1 rRNA gene is annotated in these 410 nt (G+C 45.9%); it reads left to right on the top strand.

Annotated elements, in window-relative coordinates:
* Positions 1–290: 290 nt before the first annotated feature.
* Positions 291–410, top strand: a 23S ribosomal RNA gene (locus tag H3Z84_RS00045); the annotation flags it as partial.

The raw sequence follows: 410 nt of genomic DNA, 5'->3' as shown, positions 1-410 counted from the left end.
CTTTGTACTCTAGTCTGTAGTGTACAGAAACGAATGTTTCATCCTGATGAAGCCTTCCTTTCTGATCACTGGGTCAGATTTGCTCTTTAACAAATTGGACGAGATAGAACACGAATAGATTTCTCTCATTATCTCCGAGAGGAACTGTTCAAAGTGATAGCGATTTCAAGCGTTATCCGGTGTTGTCGTTGAAGTGGTTGTTGTATCGCTTCAAGGAACTGTCTCCCGTTATGGGTTTCCTGGTTTACCAGGGCGTCGATAAAGGGAATACAGTTGTCTTGGGGTTATATAGTCAAGCAACTAAGCGCATACGGTGGATGCCTTGGCAGTCAGAGGCGATGAAAGACGTGGAAGCCTGCGATAAGGTTCGGGGAGCTGGCAAACGAGCTGTGATCCGGACATCTCTGAAT

This window comes from Marinobacter sp. bablab_jr003 (assembly GCF_016464245.1).
GTDB classification, from domain to species: Bacteria; Pseudomonadota; Gammaproteobacteria; order Pseudomonadales; family Oleiphilaceae; genus Marinobacter; species Marinobacter vinifirmus.
The sequence above is the reverse complement of the archived record's forward strand: the minus strand, read 5'-3'. Positions and strand labels throughout refer to the sequence as shown.